Here is a 20,446-nt window from a genome sequence, read left to right on the forward strand (position 1 = left end):
GTTTTGGTTGATAAAAAATGTAAGCGGTCTCAGGTATTCTTTGCCCGGCTTACTATCAGGATGCGGTCATTTGTGAGATTGAACTCCAGCTCATCACCTGCCATTATTTTCAGTAACCGGAGAACTTCAGCTAGGGTGAGACTCTTCAACATCATTCCTCCAAATTTAATGTCGGGTATTTCTTCCTTATAAACAACATCCACTCCATACCATCTTTCCAGTTGCTGCATCACTTCCTGCAGTGATGCATTTTCAAAAGCAAAGAGCCCATTCTTCCAGGCCATTACTTTTTCAAGATCCGCGGTATCGTTGAGTTTGATATTTCCAGAAGCTGGCACCTGTGCTTGCTGGCCGGGTTTGAGCGACACTATTCCAGAAGGTCCGTGAACACGTACAGCTCCTTCCAATAACGTAGCGCTCAATGCATCTTCATTCGCATAAGCATTTACGTTAAAGTTAGTGCCCAACACTTCCACTTCCGCCCTGTTGTCAATCCTGACCCTGAATGGCACAGATTTGCTCTTCATCACTTCAAAATACACTTCCCCTTCGATGTCCACCGTTCGCTCCACACCTGAGAACGAAGCCGGGTAGTGTATCCTGCTATCAGCATTCAGCCAGACTTTCGTTCCATCGGAAAGTGTCAGCTGGTATTGTCTTCCTTTGGGCGTAGTAACAGTATTGAATACTATTTCTTCAGCGCTTCCCTGTTCATACACAAGAGTTCCATTTACGACTCTTGCATTGACACCCTGTTGCAATGAGATCGTTGCATCACGGATTGTATCCAATAAGACCTGCTTTCCATCGGCGAGTGTCAGTAATGCGCCATTGGTTCCGGGTTGGATATCGGTGGTAACAGTACTGTCCGTTGACCGTAAAGTCATCAACCAGTAAAGGCCTGCAGTCAGCAGCAGCAATACGGAAGCGGCGGCCATCCATACCCGCTTCAAGCTATGCACCCGCGGTTTATTTTCTGTTCCTATAACGTCCAAAATACTTTGCAATATCTCCTCCTGCCTGTCTGCATCCAGCGAGCCGGCATCGGGTAATTCAGCCAATACCAGTTCGATGACAACGTTTTGCTGTTCATCATCCGGAAAGGCATTGAACCGGAAAAGCTCATCCAGCTCTTCTTTGGAGGCCTGGTTGCCCAGGTATTGCCGCCACAGGTTTGCGTTATCGTTGGAAAGATTTTGCATGCTTGTACTATTATTGTCGATGAAGGCAGAAAAAAGGACTACTGCTTTTCAAAAAAAATTTAAAAAAAGCTGCAATAGAGGATGAGGCAGATCAGATCGGCATGTTGCTGAAGAAAAAGACGGATCTCTTCAAGCGCCCTTGTCATATGGTTGCGAACGGTATTTTTGGAAATACCCAGTTTTTGAGCGATCTCTTCGTAGCTTAACCGCTCCTGATATTTGAGAAGATAAACTTCTTTACGTTGGGGAGAAAGTGTGTTCACAGCTTTTTCCAATAATTGGTGTAATGTTTCCTGGTCTGCCTTTTGCCCGGTTCCCGTTTCTTCATTACCCTGTGCAGCCAGCCAGTACTGCATTTTCATTTCCCGTTCATGACTGCGCATACGGTCGCGAGCCTTGTTAGTGACCATCCTGAATAAATAGGCAGCAGGAGTTTCCACCTTTTCCAGATTGAAACGGTTCTGCCAGAGCTGCGTAAAAACAACCTGGATGATTTCTTCAGCCCAGAACTCGGACTTGAGCATCCTGAGCGCATTTTTATAAAGCGGATTTGAGTAAGTCCGGAATAGGGTGGCAAAAGCATCCTGGTCTCCCAAAGCTATGAGCCGGAACAATTCCTGGTCGTTATGTGTTTGATTGAGCTCCAACCTGTAAATCTGAATAAGCTGTAAACTTATAGCAAATCTGCGAAAACTTTAAAAATGAAAAAAGAGCCGCATTGCTGCGGCCCTTCATTTCTCCTGTACAGGCTGATATGCCGTTCTACCTATGATTTCTTCAACAATGATTCTATCATCATTTCCAGCATGCGCTGGTTATTGCTGTTGATCATGAAGTTATTGTACACGATATTTCCATCTTTATCTATCAGGAAATTGGTAGGTTGACCACGGACCTTATACACTTCCTGAGCCCAGTCGGCAGTTGATTTCAACGGCGTGAAAGTATAACCAGTTCCTTTCATGAATGGCACTACATAATCATCCTGCTCGGGGAATACATTGATGCCGATATAGGCCAGCTCATCTTTACTGTACTTGTTCACCACTTCCTGGAAATGCGGGAACTCACCGCGGCAGGGACCGCAACCGGGGAACCAGAAAGTGAGCAATACCACTTTGCCTTTGTATTCGTCCAGTGTAGCTTTTCTTTTTTCTGTATACATGTCCAGCGCGAAAGCAGGCGCCTGGTAGGTATTCTTTTTACGGGCATTCGCAATATCCGTCTCAGTCTGTTCAGCAGCCAAACCCAGTTTGGATGCATATTTGGAGATAGCAGCCTTTGTATTTTCTCCAGGCGTTTTTGCAAAAATGATCAGCAGGCTGTCGTACGCTCCTCTTGTATTGCCCGCCGCATCGGCGATCTCTGATTTCAGCAGGTTGATGTATTCGGCTGCACCGGAATAACGCGGCACTTTCACATCCTTCAACATCGCCTGCGCTTCGTTCCATTTTCCCGCATCTTTCAATTGTTTCAACTTTACCAGCGATGCAGCCAGTCCCACCTGGCTTTTCCAGCTTTCCTTTGAACGCATCTTATTGGCGAGTGCGGAAGCTTTATCATACATGCCCTCACTCACATAAAGATCAAAAAGTCCATTGGCGCCGCTGGAAGACCAGTTGAATTTTATTGGATCATAAAGTCTGATCAGTTGTTCATATACTTTGAATTTTTCAGCTTTGTCTGTTGACCTCGTAGCAAGCCAATACAATCCCTGTGCGCCACGTTCATGATCAGGAAAACGTTTAGCCACAGTATAGATCTCTTCCCTCCATTTTGCAGGATCTGTATGTTCAAAATCCATGGCATAGTAAAAAGCATAGGACGGATCATTGGGCGCCGCCTGCTTTGCTTTTCCCATGAATTCATGCGCGGCTTTCTCATCACCCCATCGCTCAGCATCTATCGATAGCATCTGGTATACTTCCGCCATTTTCGGTTTCATCGCCACTACCCTTTTGAGGTAGGGAGTTGCGGCAGGATCTTCCCGGTTGTACAGGGCGCTGCCGATAGCGAAAGGAAATTTATAGTTCGCAGGATATTTTTTCATCCAGGCATCATACTGTGTTTTAAGCTCCGGATTGGCCAATGTCATTGCTTTGATATAATCATTGTGCAACGGAAGACTGTCGGGATATTTTTCCACCAGTTTTTTTGCAGCAGCGATGGTCTTTGCATCAGCCGGCAGAGCAGGTTTGTGCTGTGCAAAACTACCCGAGAACGCAGTAGTGGTCAACATACCGGTGATCATCCCGGCAAGCATAGTTTTTTTCATGAGCTGAATATTTTAGTTGTTGTAATCGTTTTGTTCGATTTGCCCCCTGCTGGCGCCGATCTCCACGCCGTTTACAGGAATAGCGTAACGTTTACTACCAACCGGTAATGTATAGGTTTGCGGCACATCGGTATTCACTACACTGTTGTTGAGCTGGAAAAAATCGCGGGTGATCACAACATCATCTGCCGGATAATCATTCACACTGAAGCGGCGTATATCGTACCAGCGGGTAACGAATGGCAGTTCACGCCTGCGTTCTTCCAGCACTTTGGTGATGGCTTCTGCCTTGTTGGCTGCGCTGAGCGGCAGGGAGCTGCTCATCCGTTTATCACGTAACAGGTTCACTGTGTTCATCGCATCTCCAGGCGCATCCTTGCGTGCCTGTGCTTCGGCTTTGTTCAGCAATACTTCAGCAATGGTTGGCCCTGAAGGCAGCATGCTGCCGGTCTGGAAAATCTGGTAACGGTACATATTGGCTGTTCCCGCATCGAAATACCTGCCGCCTTGCGGGAACATGAACCATTTGTATCGGAGATCATTTTGCTGATCGTATAAGGATACCAGTGAGGAACTGGGCAGGAACCACCAGCCGGGTGTATACGTAAAACGGAGGTAATAGAACTCCGGCCAGTAATAATACTTTGCAGCGGTCCAGTCGTTCAGCTCAGAAAAATTGATCGTAACGTTGGGGTTGGCGTAAGTTACAGGGGTGCCCGCCACAAGAGTCTTGTAATCTTTCAACTGAACGGAGGCTGTAGCAAGGGCAATGTCCGCCTGTTCGATGGTTTTATCATAGTTGCCCGCAAACAGGTAATACCTGCTCATGAATGCTGCCACAGCCTTCTTGCTGGCGCGCCAGGGGAGTTTAGCATCCACATCGGTCACCGGAGTCTTTGCTGCTTCTGCCATATCTGCCAGGATGAAATCATAGGTTTCTTTCAGGGTGGCCCTTTTCAGTGATTCGGTGAACTCATTCCCTACTTTCAACGGCAATCCTTTGGCACCTGCATTGGCATCAGTGTAAGGAACACAATAGTAGTTGGCCAGCAACCAGTATGAGTAACCGCGAACGAAATGAGCATCGGCCTTTACCTTTTGTTTAAGCGCATCGTCGCCTGTGGCTGCATCGATATTATTGATCACCAGGTTGGCGGTAAAGATCTTGTTGTACTCTCCTGCCCAGAGCTGATCAGATGCAATATTGTTCTCCACCTGGTCATTGGTGAAAAGATAGAAATAGATCGCCTCAGGAGTGAATTCGCCCGCATTGTTCTTATAGTCCTCTTTCGGGATTTCCGTATCGTCAGTTGAATAGGTGGCGGTGTAATTATTCTCCTGAACAAACCTGGAGGCATTGTTCAGCAAGGCTTCCAGTTGCTCCACCGTTTCGATGGTAGCTAGTTTTTTTGATTCTTTCTCCAGGTATTTCTTACAGCCGCCCGTAGTCATCAGGACTGCTGCTATCAATATGATGAAATGATTTTTCTTCATGGTCTCCGTTTTTAGAATTGAATATTACATCCCAGGGTGATTGTCCTCAGCGGACGATTGCTTCCGGGCAGCCAATCGGGATGGAACCCTCTGCTATTGGCGCGGTACACCAATCCAAGGTTCCTTGCCTGCGCATACACGCGGATACCTTCCAGCAATACAGCTTTACTGAGTTTGGTGGGAAATGTATAATCCAGCATGATCTCTTTGCACTCGATATAGGAAGAGCTTTCCACCAGTCCCTGTAAATTGGGACCATACCTGTCCCAGCGGTAAGTACCGGGATCATTCGCCTGCGGGAAGGAAGGAATATCGGGATTGCCGGCAAATACTTCAGACACGAACCGGTCCACAAATGTTTTACCTCCTCCAATGAGCGTAGCATAATTGAATATCGGGTTTTTGTATACGCCGCCCATCGTGCCGGTGAACAGTACATTCAGACTGAAACCATAGGCCCTGAAAGTATTTAGCCAGCTCATGGTGTGAGGAGGGATGGCCGTGCCTTCATAGTTGAGGTACTGTAATCCAAGGCCCCTGTTGTGCAATGCCAGGTCATCAAAGCGGTTAGGCGTACCCTTTACCCCTGCAACATAAGGCACGCCATCTTTCATACCGAGATAGGTGTAAGAGTATACAGGTTGAATGGGACGGCCCTGCACAAAAGCATTTCCACCCAGCATTTCATAACCATAAATAGCAGGATAATAGAGATCGGTGATCTTGTTCTTATTGTATGCATAAGTGACCATGGTCTGGTATTCCATCTTTGTACCCGGAATTTCCAATCTTGTTCCCAGGGAAAGTTCGATACCATTGTTCACCAGTTTGGCATTGTTGAACTTCTGCCTGGTAGTGCCATTGGCAGCAGCGAGTGTTACCAGGCCAACCAGGTCGGAACCATTCTTCTTGTAATAATCGATCTTACCTGCCAGCTTTCCTTTGAACAGCGCGAAGTCTATGCCGATATTGGTGGTAGTGGTCTTCTCCCACCTCAATAACGGGTTGCCATAGTCGGAAATAGTAGCGGTGATGGTGCCGGTGGTGGCATTCAGTGAAGTGCCCATATTCAGCAATGTTTTGGTGGAGGTTCCTTTTTCCGCATTGCCGTTCCTGCCGTAAGTGGCGCGCAGCGCGAGGTTATCCACAAAAGCAACATCCCGCATAAAATCTTCCCTTCCAACATTCCAGGAACCGCCAACAGACCAGAATGGCGACCAGCGCAGGCTGGGATCATCGGTGATATAGTTGGAAGCATCGGCACGTATACTACCAGACAGGGTATACTTACGGCTATAGGTATACGCTGCATTCCCGTAAAAGGAAACATACCTGTCAAGCCCCCATCCGATGATGGGGTTGCCACCCTGCAGGGTTACACCGGAACTACCGGTAATATTCTTGAAAGTATTACCTGCACTACCATATCCGTATGGAGGTACACTGCTCTGCAGTTTATCGGGATAATAACCATAGAGCCAGGGGTTGGCAATATTGTCCACTTCATATTGTGAAACTTCAAAACCAGCGATGGCAGTCACCTGGTGCTTCTTTGCAAAATAACGGTCGAAGTTCAGCTGATTGCGGAACACATAGCTTTCATTGGTGGTATTGTTGATCCAGGCATTGCCGACCTGGCGGGGTGTTTGGATACCGCCTTTGGGCAGGAATACTTTGTTCACTGTTTGTGTGGCAGGTGTATAATCGATATAATAATTCACCAGATCACGTGCAAAGTAAGTGTTCTCACTGTAGTAGTCCTGATAATCCGTTTTACGTCTTTCATACTGCAGTTTGGAATCGAAAGACAATCCCTTCATGATATTGATGGTCATACCCAGTTGGAGACGTGCGTTCAGGTCTTCCGTACTGAATTCCCGTTCGCGTACTTCACGCAGGAGGTTGAAGCTCCAGTCCTGGTATGGCAATTTATTGGTAGGAAGTGTTGCCAGCAATTGCCTGTTGATCCCTTTCAGGTTCACACTGTATGAACCATCCGGATTGAGCAGGGTTTCGTATGGCGATAACTGCTCCAGCTCGGAAACCGTTGCCCCGCTTGATGTCTGATTGGTATATTGAATGGAAGCGCTGGCAAAGAAGCTGAGAAATTTCGTGGGTCTGTACTGGTTATTGAAGTTGAACATGAAGCGGTTGTACTGGTTGCCCACAAATCCGTCTTTATTCTTTTCGAACATGAAGGATGCAAGACTCCTGATCTTATCGGTACCACCTGAGATATTGATATTATACTGACTGAGCACGGGCCGTTGCAGGAGCAGGTCTTCGATCTGTCCTCGGTTGTCGATACGGCGCAGACTATCGAGCCCGCGGTTCATGGCTTCCGTGCTGATTGTACCTGTTTCGTTGGCGTAGAGCAGTTCCTGCGCCAGTGTGAGCGATGTGCGCAGCTGGTTGAAAGAGCCGCTGAATTTGCTGAGCGCCCAGTTGTTCTTCCAGGCAAGCTCTTCATAACGGATAAAATCTTCCGTGGTGGCTGTTCTGGTAACCTGGTTGAGATCGATCTTATCCCCGATCCTGGTGAATGCATTCACTTCCACTTTCAGTTTTTGTCCGGCCCTGGCCTGTTTGGTAGTGATCACGATCACGCCATTGGCAGACCTGGCGCCCCAGATGGAAGCTGCTGCAGCATCTTTCAATACGGTAACTGATTCTATGTCATTGGGATTGATAGTGGTGAAGCTGGTATCGGCTACCGGAAATCCATCTACTACTACCAATGGTTTGGCATCAGCATACATGGAGCTGGTTCCGCGGATGAGGAAATTGAAACTGCCATCTGATTTTTCCTTTCCCTGCATGCCAGGCACCATGCCCTGCAATGCGGTGGAGAGGTTGGAGATAGGGCGTTTCTGAAGCATGTCTTTATTCACCACATCATAAGCGCCGGTGGCGCGTTCCCTGGAGATGCGCTGATAACCGGTGTTCACTACAACAGTAGCCAAATCAAGCTCCATGTCTGTGCGGGTGAGCGAGATATCGATCTGTTTTCCGCGCACTACTTTGTGTTCTTTGCTTGCATACCCAACGAAACTGATCACGAGAATATCTCCATCATTCACATTGATGGTGAAGCGGCCTTCCGCATCTGTAACAGCAGCGTTGTTCATCATTTCCCCTCTCCGCTTTACTTTCACGGTTGCGCCGGGCAAGGGATTTCCATCGGCATCGCGCACATACCCAGATACTGGTGGTGCAAACAAGCTGAATGCAGGAGAAAGGAGTCTGGCTCTTGCAGCAGGTTTTTCTTTGATGAAGATGGTCTTTGATCTGATCTCGAATTCAATGGGTTTGTTTTCCAGCAGCAATTCGAGAAAACTTGAAAGCGTCATTTGCGATACCTGAAGTGATACACGTTCTTTGCTTTTGACGGTTCTTGTACTTCCGATGATAACATAACCTGTTTGCGCTTCAATGGCTTCAAATACTTTTTCCATCGTCACATTCTTACCGGAGAAAGTGATGGTCTGGGAAGAAGTTTTGGCGCTTAGAGACAAACAACAGATCAATAGCATCAATGCGGTTAATTTCATAACGCGCAAGGTTTTGGTGATGAACCAGTGAGGCTCCTGCCGGTTTTTCAAAAAAGCAGTAGCCCGCCGGTTACAATAAGCAGTCAATAACATACTTTTGTAACAGTTTTGGGTTGATGAATAAACTTCCAACAATGGTTTTTCAACGCTATCCCGAAACGTTCACCGGGGATGGTTCCAAGCATTCCCGGTTTTTTTCGGTATAGTCTCGGCTATACTTAGAGAAACAGTAAGATGAGGTTTTACTTCTGTAAAGCAGTCACACGGACCGTATTACCTTCCAGCCTGACTTTAGCAACAATGCTGTCCAGGCCTCCTAATGCATCGTTCAATGTCAGCGTACGCTCCATTTTCCCGGCTAATCCTTCGCGGGGTATTTCATTTTCATAGACGATCTTCACATCGTACCACCTGGCCAGTTGACGCATCGCCTGGTCAAAAGGTAATTTATCGAAATCAAAGTACCCGGATTTCCACGCAATGTCCTGACGAACATCGGTAGCAGTGACCACTCCATTGGAGTAAGCCTGACCGGGTTTGAGGATAGTATTGTTGATCTTTACAGCGCCTTCAATAAGGCTCGTCCTGACTGAAGGCTCATCATTGTAGCTGTTCACATTGAAAGCAGTACCCAGTACGGTAATTTCTTCTGTGGCAGTTTTCACAATGAATGGCATGTTTTTCTGTTGCGTCACTTCAAAGTAGGCCTCCCCAGAGATGCTTACCTCTCTCCTGCTTCCACTGAAAGTAACCGGATACGTGATGCTGCTGGCAGCATTGAGCCAAACTTTTGTACCATCGGACAACAACAGCTGAAACATGCCGCCATTGGGCGTTGTGATGGTATTCAAAGCACCGGGGTCCATCGGTGCGTTGGCTGCATAGATCAGTTGACCTTCCTGGTTCTCGATATTCATTTCGCCATCACGGATAGTACCTGCATCATCTTTCCCCAGAACCAGTTTCCGGCCGTTGGACAGCGTTAGTATTGCTTTGTTGCCGCCGGGCAATTTGATATTTTCCTTTTCCACTTTTTGCAGAGCCAGTTCCTTGCTTTTTTCAACTGGCCTAAACATAAAGTAAGCAACAGCCCCGATGATCAGTAACGCAATAGCCGCTGCATACCTGAACCATGCCGTTCTGAGGAAATGCGTCCTATGCATTACCACCGGCTGTATATCCTGCTTGATTCCTCCGGCCTGCACGATCTTCTGGTACAGGAGCTCCAACTGCTGTTCATTTTTCCATTCTCCCCACGCCTGTTTCAACAGGTCCTGCTCCACCTTGTTTCCATAGCGTTCACGGAATTCTTCTTTTTCCAGGAAGGAAAAGAATGCTTCCACCTCTTCGGGCTGCAAATGGTCAGTCACGAAACGGTTGATCAATTCATCATATGGAGCAGTGGGTGTGGACATACAATAATAAAGTCGCGCAACTCAGGAAAAAGTATTAGCGCCGTTTAACATTTTTTTAGAAAAAATTAGGATCGAGGATAATAAGTGGCAGCAAACAGGCCACCAGTGCGCCATTCGGGCTATGGGCAAGCACATAATTACGTAAGGATTCCATCGCTTTGTGCAGATGAACGCGTACCGTATTGGTAGTAATGCCCATTCGTTTACCGATCTCTTCATAACTCAATCCTTCTTCACGCTGCAGTTTGAAAGCGGTCCGCTGCTGTGGGCTGAGCTGCTCCACCGCCTGTTGCAACAAAATGATCTGCTCCTTTTTCATCAGGTACAGTTCAGGGCTGTCCATGGCAATTTCCATCCTTTCTTTCAGGTAGTTGACATAGGTTTCATGGCTTCCCTGTTTACGGAGGGAGCTTACAATAGTATTACGAACGATGGTATAGAACCAGGAAGCGAAATGCTGAATAGATAAAAGCTCTGTTCTGTTTTCCCACAACTTGAGGAATACGGTCTGCACGATATCTTCAGCAAGATGAGGGAGTTTAAGATGCTGCAACGCTACGGCATACACGCCGGGGGAATATCCTTCATACAACTGACGGAAAGCAGGCTCATGGCTTTCCGACACTTGCTGCAATAATAGTAGCTCATTATGAAGGGGTCGCAGTATCAATCGGGCTGGTTTTGCAGCATAAAGATAGCAGATTGCAGGAAAAGGCCGGACCTTTTCATTGTTGGTGAGCAGACGGGATGTACAGGGTGCTGGCAGTCGCTCGCCTCTGGCGAGTGACTTCTAATTGTTCGCCTCCGGCGAACACCGTGTCGCCAGAGGCGACAGAACAGAAGTCACTCGCCAGAGGCGAGCGACTGCCAACTCACCGCCCCTTTTTAATCCCCCCAACTCACCGCCCTTTTTAGTCAGCCTCAGCTCTCCGCCCTTTTTAGTCACCCCCTCGGCCGCACCCTGTACCTCCCAAATACTCCCTGATACCATGCAAAGAGGCGACCTTTTTGGGGTCGCCTCTTCTGTAATTGCTTACAGTTCCAGACTTACTGTTTAATAATCTTCAATAACTCTTTATCATTTCCATTTACAATTTCCAGATAGTATACACCGGCAGGCTGCTTCCGCAGATCGATCCTATGCTGCCATGCACCGGCGCGCTGGCGGTAAACCTGCACACCCGATTGATTGAATACCCTCAACTCATCACCAATATTCAATCCACTCACCACGGTAAATCCATTGCTCAGCGGATTGGGTGTAACAGACAATTTGTTTCCACCGGCATATCGCACAGAAATGATCTTTGACAGATCGCTCCTGCTATCGATGTCCACCTGTTTCAGCCTGTAATGATTGATGCCATTGGCCGGAGTTCCATCAGTGAACTGATAATTCAATATTGTATTGCTGTTACCATCTTTTGCTACTGTTGGAATGAAAGCCAGCTGCTGCCAGTTGGTTCCATCAACACTTCGTTCAACAGCAAAACCTTTATTGTTGAGCTCCTGCACAGTAGACCAGTTAAGTAGAATGCCGGCTTCCGTACTGGTCCCTTTGAATATGCCCAGCTTCACGGGAAGCAATACATTCAAAGGCTCTGTAGTTGAAACGTGTATGAATGAAGAGAAAGATGTGATATTGTGGAACTCAACATAGTTCACTCCATCTTCAACGCCGGAAGCATCGGGAGTCAATGCAGTGATGAAGGGTGCTTCAAAGATACCATCGTTCTGCAGATCGGCAATCACAGCGTTGGCATCACCACTGTATTTGAGCCATGTATTGGTAATGGCTCCGGGTATCAGGCTGTTGTCCATTTCCTCCTGGCTGTAATAGATCCTGATCTTAGCGGCAGGGAATGTTCCGGCGGTTACATCGGTAACGGTGGTGATGCGGGGCATCAGCGAAGATTCGCGGGAAGCGCTCGCATAACCATAACCACTGGGTGTGATATCAACAGTGAGATTGTTCAGATACGCCGTTGTGAAATCAGCCATAGCAGTCAGCTTTTGTGCTTTTGCGGCATCTGCATAAAAGTAGATCCATTCAGTGGTGGAACAATCGGCGAAATTATCAGCCTGTGTATTTTCTGAAGGCAGTACTACTACACCTGAAGAAGCGGGGTCTACCCTTGCCAGCGTGAAATAAGAAACGCCAGCCGGGAATGTATAGTCCACCACGTAGTTGCTGCCATCGATAGTTACCGGCTGGATGGAGGTAATAGCAGCACCGCTGATGGTTCCTGATGCGGAGGTGATCAATTTGTATTGCTCGCAGGAGCCTACCAGTGCGCCAGGCTGTAAAGTGTTGGGTATGCTGATCCTCACAACCTGGTCCACACCATTGTTTTCAACCCTCCATACCCTGTTGAGATGATTGATATTTATGCCCACACCATAATCAGAAACGAGTGTGGTGCTTGCATTGGCGATGCCATTATCGCCCCAAACGAGGTAAGCGATATCCTGGTTGAAGCTGGATGTGTTGGAAATATTATCCGCTGCTATGGCGCCGAGGCCTACTGTGATCTGGTCACCGGGATTCACGCTGCGCGATTGTTTCTGATTAAGATCTTCCATTTCATCAGCACCAATACCGGCCACATTGTTATGGAAGCTACCGCTGCCTGCGCCATCCCAGATCAGGGTTCCATCTGTAGCCTCATATTGATAAGTGGTGGTATTTCTCAAAGTAACACCATATTTGATGGCGAGATAAGTATTGATCCTGACCAGTTCTCCCGGAGTAAGTTTTACATTGTAAACAACATTCTCCGCTATGTCTCCGATCCAGTCCTCCGAATTGGTAGTATTACCTGCCCCGATCAGGTACTGGCTGGTAGACGGTGTTACAGGCAAACCGGTGGCGCTCTCACCATTGCCATTCACTTCTTTCAACCTGCTACCGGTGGTGCCTAAAAGCCAGTGTGCGTTGGCGATCTGCATTTGCCCTGCTACAGGCAATACAGTATGTGTTCCACCCAGATTCCAGTAGTTCCAGTTGGAGCCAATTACATTCAGTGTAGGCGTATTGGAAGCAAAGTCCCATAGTGTGCGGGTCCCTGTTATTGTTGTAGGTCTTGCCGCGCTGAAGATCGAAGCGCCTGAACCGGCTGTATTCTGAACCAGGTCCTGGTTGCGGTAAATGGAATTACCATCGAAAGTGAGCACAGGATTGAAATTGCTGACTGCAGTACCACTGGTAATGGTTGGCTGGTAAGTAGCATTGGGTTGCTCCAGGTCTTTACCGGCAATACTTTGGTCAAGCCATATACCTGCTTTACCGCTGGCGGCCAGTCCGGCATCAGCTTTCATCCATAAGGCCAGGTTATTCACCACGCCTCCTGGAGCTTTTACAAAAGCAGCAAAGCGGAAGTATTCGCCATCATTGATCACCACGTTCTCTGCCACACTGCTGTTAACGGGATAGATACGCGTAGTAGCATCAGGGAAAGCAGGATCGGCGCTTACCAATACATAACTTGCATACCTAAACTTATTGGTATTGATATTCACTGACCAGCTGTTCTGCGTGGTAGCATCTGCTTTCCAGATCCTGTTGGTGAGTGCATTCACTGGCCCGGTGGTTGCGCCGTTCTGGAAGCTTGTTCCGGAAGGATAATTCACTACCGTGTATCCATTCACGTTATTATCTCCCAGCACCAGGAAACTATTGTTGCTGGCGATGCTTGCATTGTTGCCGCTGTTCAGGCCGGCAAGGCTGCCGAGATAGACAGTGATGGAAGAATCTCCATAACTGAATGCCTGCTTCTGGTAGAGCGCGGAATTATCATCCCTTCCCAATCCGAAAATATGGTATTGGTAGCCCGGGTGATCGGCGCCTGTCCAGATTAATGTGCCATTTGGCAATACATAATCGGCCTGACCCGCGGGATCGAGTGAAATACCATATTTGATAGCAAGATAGGTTTGGATCTTTGCGAGATTATTCACATCGAAATCCAGATTGGGAGCGCCTTTGTAAACGATCACTTCCTGTATATCACCACCAACATAATCTGCGTTGTTTACATCGCCGCCCACCGAATAAGTAGTACCGGTATTGGTGTAGTTCAGGTTGGAGAAGGTTTTTACAGTGCCGTTCCAGATCACTTTTGTAGTTCCGACAGATTTAGGCATGATGTGACTGGTGATGCCATAGAACACACCCGTTTTGGTATCGGCAATCTGATTTCCGGCCAGGTAATTGCCGGGCGTTCTGTTATACCAGAGTGCATTCACCCTACTATCGATAACACCATATGTAGTTTGCCATGCCGTTGAGCTATTTGCATTGATCCTGGATACCACAAAAACGTGTACCGCATTATTATCCGGGAGTTGGGTATTGATATAGGCAGGGGCAGTCATTTTATCGTTGGAACCATCAAACCTGAGCGCCGGCTGGTAGTTCATGAGAAAACTTCCACCTGCACCAACATAGGTGGGTTGTGCTCCTGCAGTAGCTTGCGTGTGTGTGTTACCGTTACCTGATTGGTCAAGCCAGTCGCTTACATTTGCGCCAGGTGTTGTAGTGCTGGTGCCGGCATCGGCTTTCAGCCAGCAGGCCAGGTCCTGGATCACGCCGCCTGGGGCATTGGCCGGCCCTGCAAAGGTGAAGTATTGTCCATCCGTAAGTACCACATCTGTCTCACCATTGATCAACGCTACTTCAGTGGGTGTGCCCGAGCTGAAATCATCACTGTTATGAACAAGCAGATGGGTGGCGGCAGAGGAACTTACAGTAATTGTGCAGGTACCGGTCACACCTGTTCCCTGTACTTTCCAGATCCTTCCGAAATGGAAATATGGAATGGCAGGTGTAAAACTGTTGGGTGAATATGGTGTAGTGAGCCCAGCATTACCTGCATTATCTCCAACAACAAGGAAAGCTCCATCTGTTGAAGGTGAGGCTATCTCCAGGGTCACTATCGATCCATCATTGATACTTTTCGACTTCAGCTGCAGCAGGGCTGAAGCATCGTCACGGCCCAGGCCGGTAATATCATGGTGATAGTTGCTGTTGGCAACGCCGTCCCAGATAGTAGTTCCTGCCGAAGAAACATAATTGTAATTGGTGGCCGTGCTGGCGGGATCGGCATCCAGCGTGATACCATATTTAATGGCGAGGTATGAATTCACTTTTGCCTGATCAGCCGGAGCTAGCGGAGCATCATAGACGATGTTCTCTGCTATACCGCCTACCCAGTCTTCACCCGCACCTGTATTACCGGCGCCAAGGAAATAGTTGTTCCCATTGGTGTTTACCTGCTTGCTCACCGCCTGCTGAAGGCCATTGATATCCATCATGCTGCTGACTGTAACATTGTGCAACCAGTGACTGGATGCCAGCGTAGGCTTTCCTTTCAATAATGGCGTATTGTGATAAGCAGCTCCGCCATGCCAGAGTAGCCAGCGGCCTCCCTGTGTATTGATGGTTGGATCATTGGCATAAAAATCCCAGAGCGTATTGTAGCCGGTACCACCGGTTTGGCTGGCCACTGAAAAGATGGAGGCACCGGAATTGGCGGGAAGTACATTACCGGTGTACCGGAGGAAATGTCCATTGAAATTCACATATGGATTGAAGTTATACTCAGCACCTGCCGCCACAGCCTGTGGCTGATAAGTGGTGGATGTGGTGGTGAGATGCCGGAGACCGGGCGACTGGTCATTCCAGGCAGTTACTTTGCCGCCGGCAACAACTGTTCCGGCGTCTGCCTTCACCCATAATCTGAGCCCGGTTGAAACACCACCGGGGCTTTGAGCATAATTACATAAGGAAAACAAAAGCAGCATAGGGATCATCAAAAGACTCCTTTCACCAGAAGCCTTCTTCCCCCTTCTGAGACGTAAGTAAAAAATGGATTTCATAATTCGGATTTATTGTTATGGTTTGAATAGGAATGGGACAATAGATGCTCAGGTCATAGCAAGCCATACACATGCTATCACTGTACTGATCAGAACCTGGAATAAGGGAAAAGAAAGGAGTTGCTGCGCATTTACCGGTACGGGCAAACACAGATGCATAGCTAAATAGCTTTTGAATTTAGTTCCGGAGCAGATCCGGTTTTCTTGTAAGGTGCTCAAATATACAGAAAAATAAATATCACTTCCCCAAGCTTTCGCTCATTTGGTTTTTTTATTATAGTTTGCAAGCATTAATCGCTAACCCTATAACAGCATTGTTGTTCAAAGGCTCATACGAAGAAAAGGAATTACCGGCGCGGTAGGCAATGTAGCTGCTGCGAATCATTTCACTTATGCGAAGGCGTTACCACAGGATGCAAATACCTTCAAAGCAATTGATCTCCGCCATCCCTGCATCGACCATGCCATCGGGAATGATATCAACATGAAAGCCGGCAGCAATGTGATCTTCCTCACCGGCGCGAATATGGCAGGTAAATCCACCTGGATGAAGAGTATCGGTATTAGCATGTACCTGGCGCATATTGGGTTTCCCGTTGCTGCACAGCAAATGGAATTCTCCATCCGCGAAGGCATTTATTCCAGCATCAACGTAGCAGATAATATCGGGCTCGGCTACAGCCATTTTTATGCGGAAGTGGTGCGTGTGAAGCATGCAGCCGATGCCACCGCCAAACATCTATTGCTGATGTTCGATGAACTGTTCAAAGGCAAGAACAGCCTGTTCATCGTGAGCACTCATATCATCGAGGTGGGGGAAGCATTGAAAAAACTGCACAATGTACAGTTCACCTTCATGCCAACGGTGATGAAGGGAATGATGCCTCAATACACTTATAAACTGAAGAAAGGCATTACGGAAGACCGGCAGGGTATGATGATCATCCGTAATGAAGGCATCCTGGATCTTATTACCCGGTGAGATCACAATCGGGAGATCATTATTTCAAATGCTCATCAATAATCACGATCATTTGTAGTTTGTGAGCTTTTGAAATATCTCCCGAGTTCGGAAATACTTTTGAATGTATGATCAGGCTGAGGCGCCAGGGGATAAAGTACCTGGTTCGACTGGATGATATGGGCAGTTTGAAGCCCCGCATTGGCAGCGCCGGCAATATCCCATCCGTGCGCAGATACCATCAGAGTGTTTCCGGGCTCCCCTTTCATTTCTCTTACCGCCCAGTTATACACCTCAATGAATGGCTTGTATTTGCCCAGGCGTTCAGCGCTCATCACTTTATTGAAATAGGAGATCAGGCCAGTCCGTTCCATTCTTTCCACAACGATCTTTTCGGGAGAATTGGTTAATGCCACCATTTCGAAACCCTCATCATTCAGGATGGAAAGTCCTTCCTGCACATCGGGTTGCAAAGGCAAATGTTTGAGCAGGTCCAAAACCTGGCCAATGGACTGCTCGCTGATTTCCTTATCAATCATCTTTCCTGTCATCTGCAACGTAGCTCTGGCTATTGCAGGGAAATCATTGAATTGATCTATACAATTGTCAACAAAACAATATTCCATGAAAAGATTATACCAGATGGTATAAGCATAGCGCTGGTTAAAAAGCTGGTTCACTTTCTTTTCCAGGTCGCGCATATCTATCAGTGTTTCGTATACGTCAAATAAAATCAGGCCCGGTCGCTCTTTATTAATGGTCATCCTGCTGGTTTTGAAGTACAAAAGAAACAATTTAATTGCTTTGATCCATCAATTATTGAATCTCTTCTAATTGCATTCTAATTTCAGATTAAGGTATTACAAATTCCGTGCTCCTAAATTACAGTCAACCAAAACGGCTTTAAAGCCCTGCTCATTATAGGTTAATACAATGAAGAGATAGCCCTCTGTAGATCCTGGGGGCTATTTTCATTCCACCTGGCTGTCAATGACTCCTAACCGAAATTTCTTATTGAAAGATCGGGAATAGTCTAACAATATTTTAATTCCGGGCCGGTGCCGTGGAAACCTCAATACTTTACATTACATCAAAGCCATACGAAACCGGTATGCCTAATCCAACTCTACCGAAGATGATTATTTTACGCCCCGTTACCAGCATTATTTGCCTGATATTGATCCTATCCGGTAATAGTATTCGCTCAGTCCCATAAGACCATCCACTTCAAAGATATCCGGGGATTCTCCGGATACGTAACTTTTGATGTAGTATTTGAAAGTTTTGCCACGCAATTGCAGGGGCGTAATGCCAAACTGGTATTGACCAAATATGCTGCCAGCACCGATCAGCTGAATGCCCTCTACAAAGCCGGCTATGATCTCAGGGGAACTCCTGTGAGCGGTTATACGCCGGCTCGTTTCGGTTTTGAAGTAACCGGCAATGTGAGCGTTGCCCCTATTGCGCGGTATGCCGCCAATCTGCCTCATAACCAAGCCAGGTCAAAATGTAAGCTCCATCTCAATAACAGCTCCAATGATTATTGTACACCTGAATTCAATGAGGTGATGAAGGAAGCTATGCAAAAAAAGAAGCAAGCATCAAATGGAAAAAGCCATTGGGAGGAAACCGGGTATTACTATAACATCACTGTAACGGGATTATATATCACAGACTTCATCAACGAGATAGAAAAGATCCTGGGAAAACATAAAAAAGAAACTGCTGCGGCATCCGTTGATAAAGCCGTAGCAGAAGCGGAAAAAGCAATGATGACCGGCAATTTGAGCTATGCCGAAACGATGCTGAACAAAGCCTATCAGCTTGATCCCAGGCATGCAGGAATGGTCGCTGCCTCCAGAAAATTTGCTCAACTCAAAAAGGAAAAAGAAGACAGGGAAGACAAGAACCGGATAATTGAAGCAGAGATCCAGGCAAGGCAAAGGGAAAAAGACATAGCCCAAAATGAAGCAGCAGAGCTGCAAACGCTTCGGGGCTGGGATGCAGCCAGCCCCAATAATCTCAGCCCTCAATCGAGAAACAGGCTCAGGGAACTGGAAAAAAGAAATACGGAACGGCAGCTTGCAAAAATAGACGACACATTCGAAAGTATACGGGATGCATCACGTAAGAGGCATGAACAGCGCCGCCTACGGCATGATCAGGGCAATGAATGAAGAGCGCCGGTATGGCTTCCTTGACCTGAACGGGAAACCAGTTATCCCATTTGATTACACTAAAGCAGGCACTATTTCCCGGGGACTGATACCAGTAGCAAAAAATGACAAATGGGATTATATCGATCTATCTGGTAAACCAGTGGTCCCATTTCAATACAGAACAGCATTTTCCTTTAAACTTAATACCCCTCTTGCCCTTATTCAATCTGCCACAGGAAAATATGGATTGATAGATACTGCCGGCAGAGAAGTACTGATACCACAGTTTGATGAGATACAATTTTTCAGGGAGATAGCGATGATCATAGTTGTAAGAAATGATCGTAAGAGAAAATTCTACAACTGTAAAACAATGCAACCCAAAAGTGAACACAAGTATGATAAAACCAGTTCCTTCAATGCAGGGTACATGAGAGTAAGATCGGCGGACAAATATGGTTTTGTGAATACAGCGGGGGAAGAAACGGTGCCTGTAAAATACGAGGATGCTGAAACATTCTTTTCCGAAACGGGATTGGCTGCAGTGAAACACAAAGGGAAATGGGGGCTCATCGATAACAAAAATAACGTAGTAGCACCCTTTAAATACGATTCAATCAAATGGCCGCGTGAATCGTTTTACCCTGCCAGCCGGAAAGGAAAATGGGGATACCTGAACAGTAAGTGAAGGTCTTGCCAGGGTGAAATACAAGGGAAAATTTGGGTTCATCAATTCCAAAGCAGAGGTGATCATTCCATTCCAGTATGATGAGGCAGCAGATTTTGAATTCGGCCGGGTAAGAGTAATACAGAATGGCCGTACTTATTATTTCAATAAACAAGGACGAAAATTATAAATCAGATCCCATGAAAACACTACTGAGGGGCTGTATCTGGTTGCTCTTTCTAAGCTTCACCACGGTTGGTAACCCACACCTGCAATGGCTCCGGGAAAACCTGACCACTGTTCAGTCAGCCTATGGTGGCAATGAACTACCCTATACCATCACCAAAACCTATACTTTTTACGACAGCGCTTTTGTGATTCGCACTGAAAAAGTATTTGAAGACAAAGAGCTCAACGGCCCACTTTACTTCAGTAAAGTGAGATACAAGGATATAATTCGCCGGGATACTACTGGTATTGGTAAGGCAATTGGCAGTAAGAATAGTGTATCAGAAGAAAGCTGTGCTGATTTCCTGTATTTCAACCTGGAAGTAGCTAATCTATATACAGCAGCCGGGAGAGAGCCTGCAGCCAACGGAAGATGGCTTTCCCTGAATGAAGCAACCAGCCTGGAATTGTACTTACCCACAGATAAGGAACTTAGCACCGGCGCCATGCAAAAGCTGATCCAATTGGCTTCGGGATTCTGATTTTCCTGATAGCTTCCTTATCCTGCGCTAAAAGTTTTTGCCATATCGCCGCCTTTCCATATTTTAGGATCGAAACTGGCTAACATCTTAGCGCCACTCCCCGTCCGGCGCAAACAAGTTCACGCGATTTACACG

Annotated in this window: 14 protein-coding genes; 5 read left to right on the plus strand and 9 right to left on the minus strand. The window is 47.0% G+C overall.

Going from position 1 to position 20,446, the window contains the following annotated elements:
- Positions 1–29: 29 nt before the first annotated feature.
- From D9Y29_RS02745 to D9Y29_RS02780, 8 genes are all read right to left on the minus strand, one after another.
- Positions 30–1,202 carry a FecR family protein gene (locus tag D9Y29_RS02745; protein ID WP_127124897.1) on the minus strand — a complete coding sequence of 391 codons (1,173 nt, stop codon included), beginning with the start codon at positions 1,200–1,202 and terminating at the stop codon, positions 30–32.
- Positions 1,203–1,261: 59 nt separating this feature from the next.
- Positions 1,262–1,849 (minus strand): RNA polymerase sigma-70 factor, encoded by a 588-nt coding sequence (locus tag D9Y29_RS02750; protein ID WP_164735217.1) that lies wholly within the window; start codon positions 1,847–1,849, stop codon positions 1,262–1,264.
- Positions 1,850–1,968: 119 nt separating this feature from the next.
- Positions 1,969–3,477 (minus strand): TlpA disulfide reductase family protein, encoded by a 1,509-nt coding sequence (locus tag D9Y29_RS02755; protein WP_127124899.1) that lies wholly within the window; start codon positions 3,475–3,477, stop codon positions 1,969–1,971.
- A 12-nt stretch (positions 3,478–3,489) separates the two neighbouring features.
- Entirely contained in the window at positions 3,490–4,971 is a 1,482-nt protein-coding gene (locus D9Y29_RS02760; protein ID WP_127124900.1) for a RagB/SusD family nutrient uptake outer membrane protein, read from the minus strand.
- Positions 4,972–4,982: 11 nt separating this feature from the next.
- Positions 4,983–8,522 carry a SusC/RagA family TonB-linked outer membrane protein gene (locus D9Y29_RS02765; RefSeq protein ID WP_164735218.1) on the minus strand — a complete coding sequence of 1,180 codons (3,540 nt, stop codon included), beginning with the start codon at positions 8,520–8,522 and terminating at the stop codon, positions 4,983–4,985.
- Between the two features lie 242 nt (positions 8,523–8,764).
- Positions 8,765–9,937: a FecR family protein gene (locus D9Y29_RS02770; RefSeq protein WP_127124902.1), complete on the minus strand. Its 1,173-nt coding sequence runs from the start codon at positions 9,935–9,937 to the stop codon at positions 8,765–8,767.
- A gap of 55 nt (positions 9,938–9,992) precedes the next feature.
- Positions 9,993–10,607: an RNA polymerase sigma factor gene (locus tag D9Y29_RS02775; RefSeq protein WP_164735219.1), complete on the minus strand. Its 615-nt coding sequence runs from the start codon at positions 10,605–10,607 to the stop codon at positions 9,993–9,995.
- A 377-nt stretch (positions 10,608–10,984) separates the two neighbouring features.
- On the minus strand, positions 10,985–15,814 hold the full coding sequence (locus D9Y29_RS02780; protein WP_127124904.1) for a T9SS type A sorting domain-containing protein: 4,830 nt from the start codon (positions 15,812–15,814) through the stop codon (positions 10,985–10,987).
- 484 nt (positions 15,815–16,298) lie between these two features.
- Here D9Y29_RS02780 and D9Y29_RS02785 point away from each other — a divergent pair, with 484 nt between their 5' ends.
- The gene (locus D9Y29_RS02785; protein ID WP_241237832.1) at positions 16,299–16,796 is read left to right on the plus strand and encodes a MutS-related protein; all 498 of its coding nucleotides are present in this window, start codon (positions 16,299–16,301) and stop codon (positions 16,794–16,796) included.
- A gap of 35 nt (positions 16,797–16,831) precedes the next feature.
- Here the strand turns inward: D9Y29_RS02785 and D9Y29_RS02790 are convergent, their stop codons facing one another.
- Positions 16,832–17,539: a haloacid dehalogenase type II gene (locus D9Y29_RS02790; RefSeq protein WP_127124906.1), complete on the minus strand. Its 708-nt coding sequence runs from the start codon at positions 17,537–17,539 to the stop codon at positions 16,832–16,834.
- A gap of 531 nt (positions 17,540–18,070) precedes the next feature.
- Between D9Y29_RS02790 and D9Y29_RS02795 the strand changes: the two genes are divergently transcribed.
- From D9Y29_RS02795 to D9Y29_RS02810, 4 genes are read left to right on the plus strand one after another with little or no spacing between them, the layout of a single operon-like run.
- Positions 18,071–18,952, plus strand: coding sequence for a hypothetical protein (locus tag D9Y29_RS02795; RefSeq protein WP_164735220.1), 882 nt, complete (start codon positions 18,071–18,073; stop codon positions 18,950–18,952).
- A complete protein-coding gene (locus D9Y29_RS02800) occupies positions 18,894–19,622 on the plus strand; it encodes a WG repeat-containing protein (RefSeq protein WP_127124908.1) in 729 nt (242 codons plus the stop codon). The genes D9Y29_RS02795 and D9Y29_RS02800 overlap by 59 nt, the downstream gene beginning before the upstream one ends.
- Positions 19,623–19,635: 13 nt before the next feature.
- Positions 19,636–19,791, plus strand: a complete 156-nt coding sequence (locus D9Y29_RS26990) for a WG repeat-containing protein (protein WP_127124909.1) — start codon at positions 19,636–19,638, stop codon at positions 19,789–19,791.
- Between the two features lie 10 nt (positions 19,792–19,801).
- Positions 19,802–20,311, plus strand: coding sequence for a hypothetical protein (locus tag D9Y29_RS02810; protein ID WP_127124910.1), 510 nt, complete (start codon positions 19,802–19,804; stop codon positions 20,309–20,311).
- Positions 20,312–20,446: the final 135 nt, after the last annotated feature.

This window comes from Pseudoflavitalea rhizosphaerae (genome assembly GCF_003991355.1).
Lineage (GTDB): Bacteria > Bacteroidota > Bacteroidia > Chitinophagales > Chitinophagaceae > Pseudobacter > Pseudobacter rhizosphaerae.